This is a genomic window from Streptomyces sp. YS-3 (assembly GCF_045257485.1).
Classification (GTDB): domain Bacteria; phylum Actinomycetota; class Actinomycetes; order Streptomycetales; family Streptomycetaceae; genus Streptomyces.
Genome location: NZ_JBJHPC010000452.1, coordinates 1 through 5,881 on the forward strand (window position 1 = coordinate 1; position 5,881 = coordinate 5,881).

Consider the following 5,881-nt stretch of genomic DNA (forward strand, 5'->3'; position numbering starts at 1 on the left):
TCGCCCGGCAGGGGCTGCCCGCCCCGGGCGGGCGCGAACCCGCCCCCGACGCCACCGCGCTGATCAGCTACACCTCGGGGACCAGCGGCACCCCCAAGGGCGCCATGAACACCCACCGGGGCATCACCTACAACGCCGAACGCCAGCGCACCGGCCACCCGATACCCGAGGGCGCCGCCTACTACGCGCTGGCCCCGCTCTTCCACATCACCGGCATGGTCTGCCAGCTCGCCGCCTGTGTCGCCAACGCGGGCACGCTGGTCCTGTCCTACCGCTTCCACCCCGGCGTGGTCCTCGACGCCTTCGCCGAGCACCGGCCCGCCTACACCGTCGGCCCCTCCACCGCCTTCATGGCGCTCGCGGCGGCCCCCGGCGTCACCCGCGAGCACTTCGACTCCTTCCGGGTGATCTCCTCGGGCGGCGCGCCGCTGCCGCCCGCGCTCGTGGAGAAGTTCCGGGACACCTTCGGCCCGTATCTGCGCAACGGCTACGGGCTGACCGAGTGCACGGCCCCCTGCGCCTCGGTGCCGCCCGAGCGGGAGGCGCCCGTGGACCCGGTCTCGGGCACGCTCTCGGTGGGGCTGCCCGGCCCCGAGACGGTCGTACGGATCGTCGGCGAGGACGGCGCGGAGGTGGACTTCGGCGAGCAGGGCGAGATCGTGGTGCGCGGCCCGCAGGTGGTGCCCGGCTACTGGCGCCGCCCCGAGGCCACCGCCGAGACCTTCCCCGACGGCGAACTGCGCACCGGGGACATCGGGTTCATGGACCGTGACGGCTGGCTCTACGTCGTCGACCGCAAGAAGGACATGATCAACGCGTCCGGCTTCAAGGTCTGGCCGCGCGAGGTCGAGGACGTGCTCTACGGCCACCCCGCGGTGCGCGAGGCGGCCGTCGTCGGTGTCCCCGACCCGTACCGGGGCGAGAACGTCAAGGCGTACGTGAGCCTGCGCCCCGGCGCCGAGGCGACACCCGCCGAGCTCTCCGCGTACTGCGAGGAGCGGCTGGCGGCCTACAAATATCCGCGGCAGGTCGAGGTCCTCGCGGAGCTTCCCAAGACGGCGAGTGGGAAGATCCTGAGGCGGGAACTGCGTTCCCGCCACTAGAACGGCGCGAAAGCGCGGGTGAACACGCGAGAGAGAGGCGGCGACGGCATGGCCAGGACGACGGACGGGAGCGGCACCCCCGTCCCCCAGAGGCTGCTGGCCGCCGCCACCCGCCTCTTCGCGGAGAACGGGTACGACAGGACCTCGGTCCAGGAGATCGTCGAGGCGGCGGGCGTCACCAAGGGGGCGCTCTACCACTACTTCGGCTCCAAGGAGGACCTGCTCCAGGAGGTGTACGCGCGTGTGCTGCGCCTCCAGCAGGAGCGGCTGGACGCCTTCGCGGACGCGGACGCGCCGGTCGAGCGGCGGCTGCGCGACGCGGCGGCCGACGTGGTGGTCACCACCATCGACAACCTCGACGACGCGTCCATCTTCTTCCGCTCGATGCACCACCTCAGCCCCGAGAAGAACAAGCAGGTGCGGGTCGAGCGGCGCCGCTACCACGAGCGGTTCCGGGCGCTGGTCGAGGAGGGCCAGACGGCCGGGGTCTTCTCCACGGCCACTCCGGCGGACCTGGTGGTGGACTACCACTTCGGGTCGGTCCACCACCTGTCCACCTGGTACCGGCCGGACGGCCCGCTCACCCCGCAGCAGGTCGCCGACCACCTCGCCGACCTGCTGCTGCGGGCCCTGCGCCCCTGACCGGGGCTGTTACAGGTACTTCTTCAGCTCCCGGCGGGCCAGCGAGCGCTGGTGGACCTCGTCGGGGCCGTCCGCGATACGCAGGGTCCGCGCGGAGGCCCACAGCTCGGCCAGCGGGAAGTCCTGGCCGACGCCGCCCGCGCCGTGCACCTGGACGGCCTTGTCGATGATGTCGAGGACCGTCCGGGGCGTGGCGATCTTGATGGCCTGGATCTCGGTGTGGGCGCCCTTGTTGCCCACGGTGTCCATCAGCCAGGCGGTCTTCAGCACCAGCAGCCGCAGCTGCTCCACCGCCACGCGCGCGTCCGCGATCCACTCCTGCACCACGCCCTGCTGGGCGATCGGCCTGCCGAACGCGGTACGGGCCGCCGCGCGCCGGCACATCAGCTCGATGGCCCGCTCGGCCATGCCGATCAGCCGCATGCAGTGGTGGATCCGGCCCGGCCCCAGGCGCGCCTGGGCGATGGCGAAGCCGCCGCCCTCCTCGCCCACCAGGTTCTCCACGGGCACCCGCACGCCGTGGAAGAGTACCTCGGCGTGGCCGCCGTGGGAGTGGTCCTCGTAGCCGTACACCTGCATGGCGCGGCGGACCTCGACACCCGGTGTGTCACGCGGCACCAGCACCATCGACTGCTGGCGGCGGACGTCCTCGTTGTCCGGGTCGGTCTTGCCCATCACGATGAAGATCTTGCAGTCGGGGTTCATCGCCCCGGAGATGTACCACTTGCGCCCGGTGACGACGTACTCGTCGCCCTCGCGCGCGATGCGGGTCTCGATGTTGGTGGCGTCCGAGGAGGCCACCTCCGGCTCGGTCATCGCGAACGCCGAACGGATCTCCCCGGCGAGCAGCGGCTCCAGCCACCGCTTGCGCTGCTCGTCCGAGCCGAACTGGGCGAGCACTTCCATGTTCCCGGTGTCCGGCGCCGCGCAGTTCAGGGCGGTGGGCGCCAGGTGCGGGGAGCGGCCGGTGATCTCGGCGAGCGGCGCGTACTGCAGGTTGGTGAGCCCGGCGCCGTGCTCGGCGTCGGGCAGGAACAGGTTCCACAGCCCCCGGCTGCGGGCCTCGGCCTTCAGCTCCTCCACCACGGCGGGCGTGTCCCACGGCGACTTCAGCAGCAGGCGCTGCTCGTGCGCGGTGGTCTCGGCCGGGTAGACGTGGCTCTCCATGAAGGAGAGCAGCTTGGCGCGCAGCTCCTGGGTCGATGCGTCGAATGCGAAGTCCATGACGGGGGTTCAGCCTTCCTGCGGTGACTGGAGGGTGGTGAGGCCGTGGTCGATGAAGACCGGTACCAGGTCCCCGATGCGGTCGAAGCCCGCGCCGACGGTCTGGCCCAGCGTGTAGCGGTAGTGGATGCCCTCCAGGATCACGGCGAGCTTGAACCAGGCGAACGCCGTGTACCAGGAGATGGCCGAGGTGTCCCGGCCCGAGCCGGCGGCGTACCGCTCGATCAGCTCGGCGGGGGTGGGGTGGCCGGCCGCTCCGGCGGTGGTGGAGACGGGGGAGTCCTTCACCTTGATCTCGGCGCTGTACATCACCAGCAGTCCGAGGTCGGTGAGCGGGTCCCCGAGGGTCGACATCTCCCAGTCGAGGACGGCCTTGATCCGGTCGTCGTCCCCGACCAGGACGTTGTCGAGCCGGTAGTCGCCGTGGACGACCGTGGCGGCGGGGGAGACCGGGAGGTCGCGGCCGAGCGCCGCGTGCAGCTCGTCGATGCCGGGCAGTTCCCGGTTGCGGGAGGCGTCGAGCTGCTTGCCCCAGCGGCGCAGCTGGCGGTCGAGGAAGCCCTCCGGGCGTCCGAAGTCCCCGAGGCCGACCGCCTCCGGGTCCACCGCGTGCAGCTCCACCAGCGTGTCCACCAGTCCGAGGAGCGCGGCCCTGGTGCGCTCCGGGCCCAGCGGAGCCAGCTGCTCCGCCGTGCGGTACGGGGTCCCCGCCACGTACTCCATGACGTAGAACGGCGCCCCGAGCACCGAATCGTCCTCGCACAGCAGCAACGGCTCCGGCACCGGGACCGAGGTCGGGTGCAGCGCGCTGATCACCCGGTGCTCGCGCTTCATGTCGTGCGCGGTGGCCAGCACATGGCCCAGCGGGGGCCGGCGGACCACCCACTGACCGGTGCCGTCGGTCACGAGGTACGTCAGGTTCGACCGGCCGCCCTCGACGAGCCGGGCGCTGAGCGGCCCGTTCACGAGCCCCGGCCGCGCGCTGTCGAGATGGGCGCGCAGCCGCTCGGGATCGAGGCCTGGCGGGACGGTGCTCATGGCGGGATACCTCCGGGAACGGCGATCGTGTCACGGACACGCTACCGACCAGTCGGTATGTCGTCCAGATGCCGGTGCCGGATCAGTACCCCGCCGAGGGGGGTCAGCTCTTCAGTGGTCGTCCCAGTGGCCCTCGTGCTCCGCGTGCCGGTGGCCGTCGTGCACATAGTCCAGATGGTCGCCGTGCACCACCGAGTGGTGGCCGCAGCCGACGCCGTGTTCGTGCGCGTGCCCGTCGTGGGCGACGTGCCCGGCGGGCTCGCACTCGTCCCAGTGCCCCGAGTGCTCCCGGTGCAGATGGCCGTCGTGGGCGTAGTCGGTGTGGTCCCCGTGCGGTACGGCCCGGTGCCCGCAGGTGGGGCCGTGCGCGTGCTCGTGGAGGGCGGGGTGCTCCTCGTGGCGGGCGGTCATGGCGTTCACCTCCGAAGATCGCTCGCCTCCCACGCTAGTGCGCGGGGCCCGGCTCCGCTTGCGCGACGCGGCCCCGGACCGCCGCCGGTCACGGCCCGCCGGGGGCCCGGCCGGGCCGCTCAGAGCAGTACGGCCACCGCGAACAGCGCCAGCGCCGCCACGCACACCACGGCCGCGCCCGCCTCGCGGGCCCGCAGCACCCCGGGTCGGACCGAGCGGCTCAGGGACTGGATGCGCCGGTGGGCCACGGCCAGGAAGCCCAGCCACACCAGGCCGCTCAGGGCCACCGTGACCAGGCCGACGGCCGTCGTGCCGCCGCGCAGGGCCTGCTTGGCCGCGAGGACCGCGGCCACCGTGCAGGACAGCGTGGTGCGGCGCCAGGCGAGCCGGGTCCGCTCCGGCTGCAGGCCGGGGTCCCGGTCGAAGGCCCCCCTCACCCGGCCCAGCCGAAGACGACTACCACCACCATGACCAGGGCGACCGCCGCCACCGCCACGCTCAGCAGGGTGGGGAAGCGGGAGACGGGCAGGTCCTCGCCGCGCCGCATCGCCCGCTCGCACCGCACCCAGTGGTTCACGGCCCGCAGCGCGCACAGCACCCCGGCCGCCAGCAGCGCCAGGGCGAGTCCGACCCGTAGCCCCCGGCGCAGGTCCGGCAGGAACTGGTCGACCGCGAAACCGCCGCCTACCAGGGCGAGCGACGTCCGGATCCAGGCCAGGAACGTACGCTCGTTGGCGAGCGAGAACCGGTAGTCCGGGGTCTCGCCCTCCTCGCCGATGCGCTCGGGTGCGAACCACAGCCGCAGGGTCTGCGCGATGCTGATCACATCGGCACACTACCCGCGGTGGATCATCCGGCCCGGTGCGCGCGCAGTCTGCGGTACGCGTCGAGCCCGTCCGGCACCCACTCCCACTCCGCCAGCCGCCGCTCCACCTCGGCCTCGGGCAGGAAGGCGTGCCAGGCGACCTCCTCGGCCTGCGGCCGGACCGGCAGCGTGCAGCGGACCTCGTAGACGGCCGACCACCACGTCTGCCGCCCGTCCGCCCCGCCCTCGTAGAGGAACCGGAACAGCGGGACGGGCCGGGGCAGCCCCGACACCCCCAGCTCCTCCTCCGCCTCGCGCAGCGCGGCGTCGTCGTAGCTCTCACCCGCGCCGACGACCCCGCCCACGAACACGTCGTACAGCGAGGGGAAGACCATCTTGGTCGCGGTGCGCCGGTGTACGAAGATCCGGTCCTCGGCGTCCCGGACCAGGACGAAGGCGCAGCGGTGGCGCAGCCCCCGGGCGTACGCCTCACCGCGGGCGGCCCGGCCGACGACGCGGTCGTGCTCGTCGACGATGTCGAGGATCTCGTCCGAGGGGGAAGGGGGAGAGGCGCTCATACGGCTCATCCAACCACCGGGCAGGGGCTCAGTGCGGCTGGAGGTCGCGGGCGGGCTCCTTGGGCCGGGTGCCCGACGGC

At 72.8% G+C, this 5,881-nt stretch carries 8 protein-coding genes; 2 read left to right on the top strand and 6 right to left on the bottom strand.

What is annotated here, in order from left to right; all coding sequences use genetic code 11:
• Together ACJA3G_RS27875 and ACJA3G_RS27880 are read left to right on the top strand one after the other, a co-directional pair.
• On the top strand, nucleotides 1-1,103 hold a 1,103-nt coding region (locus ACJA3G_RS27875; RefSeq protein WP_406555797.1), incomplete at its 5' end, for a class I adenylate-forming enzyme family protein.
• A 48-nt stretch (nucleotides 1,104-1,151) separates the two neighbouring features.
• Nucleotides 1,152-1,745, top strand: coding sequence for a TetR/AcrR family transcriptional regulator (locus tag ACJA3G_RS27880; RefSeq protein WP_406555798.1), 594 nt, complete (start codon nucleotides 1,152-1,154; stop codon nucleotides 1,743-1,745).
• Nucleotides 1,746-1,754: 9 nt separating this feature from the next.
• Here the strand turns inward: ACJA3G_RS27880 and ACJA3G_RS27885 are convergent, their stop codons facing one another.
• The 6 genes from ACJA3G_RS27885 to ACJA3G_RS27910 form a co-directional block, all read right to left on the bottom strand.
• The gene (locus ACJA3G_RS27885) at nucleotides 1,755-2,969 is read right to left on the bottom strand and encodes an acyl-CoA dehydrogenase family protein (RefSeq protein ID WP_406555799.1); all 1,215 of its coding nucleotides are present in this window, start codon (nucleotides 2,967-2,969) and stop codon (nucleotides 1,755-1,757) included.
• A gap of 9 nt (nucleotides 2,970-2,978) precedes the next feature.
• Nucleotides 2,979-4,007 carry a phosphotransferase family protein gene (locus ACJA3G_RS27890; RefSeq protein ID WP_406555800.1) on the bottom strand — a complete coding sequence of 343 codons (1,029 nt, stop codon included), beginning with the start codon at nucleotides 4,005-4,007 and terminating at the stop codon, nucleotides 2,979-2,981.
• A gap of 111 nt (nucleotides 4,008-4,118) precedes the next feature.
• Nucleotides 4,119-4,418 carry a hypothetical protein gene (locus ACJA3G_RS27895; protein WP_406555801.1) on the bottom strand — a complete coding sequence of 100 codons (300 nt, stop codon included), beginning with the start codon at nucleotides 4,416-4,418 and terminating at the stop codon, nucleotides 4,119-4,121.
• 119 nt (nucleotides 4,419-4,537) lie between these two features.
• On the bottom strand, nucleotides 4,538-4,855 hold the full coding sequence (locus ACJA3G_RS27900) for a DUF202 domain-containing protein (protein WP_406555802.1): 318 nt from the start codon (nucleotides 4,853-4,855) through the stop codon (nucleotides 4,538-4,540).
• Complete coding sequence (locus ACJA3G_RS27905; protein ID WP_406555803.1) at nucleotides 4,852-5,244, bottom strand: YidH family protein; 393 nt, start codon at nucleotides 5,242-5,244, stop codon at nucleotides 4,852-4,854. Before ACJA3G_RS27905 ends, ACJA3G_RS27900 begins: the two co-directional genes overlap by 4 nt.
• 23 nt (nucleotides 5,245-5,267) lie before the next feature.
• The gene (locus tag ACJA3G_RS27910) at nucleotides 5,268-5,810 is read right to left on the bottom strand and encodes an NUDIX hydrolase (RefSeq protein ID WP_406555804.1); all 543 of its coding nucleotides are present in this window, start codon (nucleotides 5,808-5,810) and stop codon (nucleotides 5,268-5,270) included.
• Between the last annotated feature and the right edge of the window lie 71 nt (nucleotides 5,811-5,881).

What these genes read in the sequence shown, in the direction of transcription:
- ACJA3G_RS27910 (WP_406555804.1), bottom strand. Translation starts at nt 5,810, where the DNA reads ATGAGCCGTATGAGCGCCTCTCCCCCTTCCCCCTCGGACGAGATCCTC.
- ACJA3G_RS27895 (WP_406555801.1), bottom strand. Translation starts at nt 4,418, where the DNA reads ATGACCGCCCGCCACGAGGAGCACCCCGCCCTCCACGAGCACGCGCAC.
- ACJA3G_RS27880 (WP_406555798.1), top strand. Translation starts at nt 1,152, where the DNA reads ATGGCCAGGACGACGGACGGGAGCGGCACCCCCGTCCCCCAGAGGCTG.
- ACJA3G_RS27885 (WP_406555799.1), bottom strand. Translation starts at nt 2,969, where the DNA reads ATGGACTTCGCATTCGACGCATCGACCCAGGAGCTGCGCGCCAAGCTG.
- ACJA3G_RS27890 (WP_406555800.1), bottom strand. Translation starts at nt 4,007, where the DNA reads ATGAGCACCGTCCCGCCAGGCCTCGATCCCGAGCGGCTGCGCGCCCAT.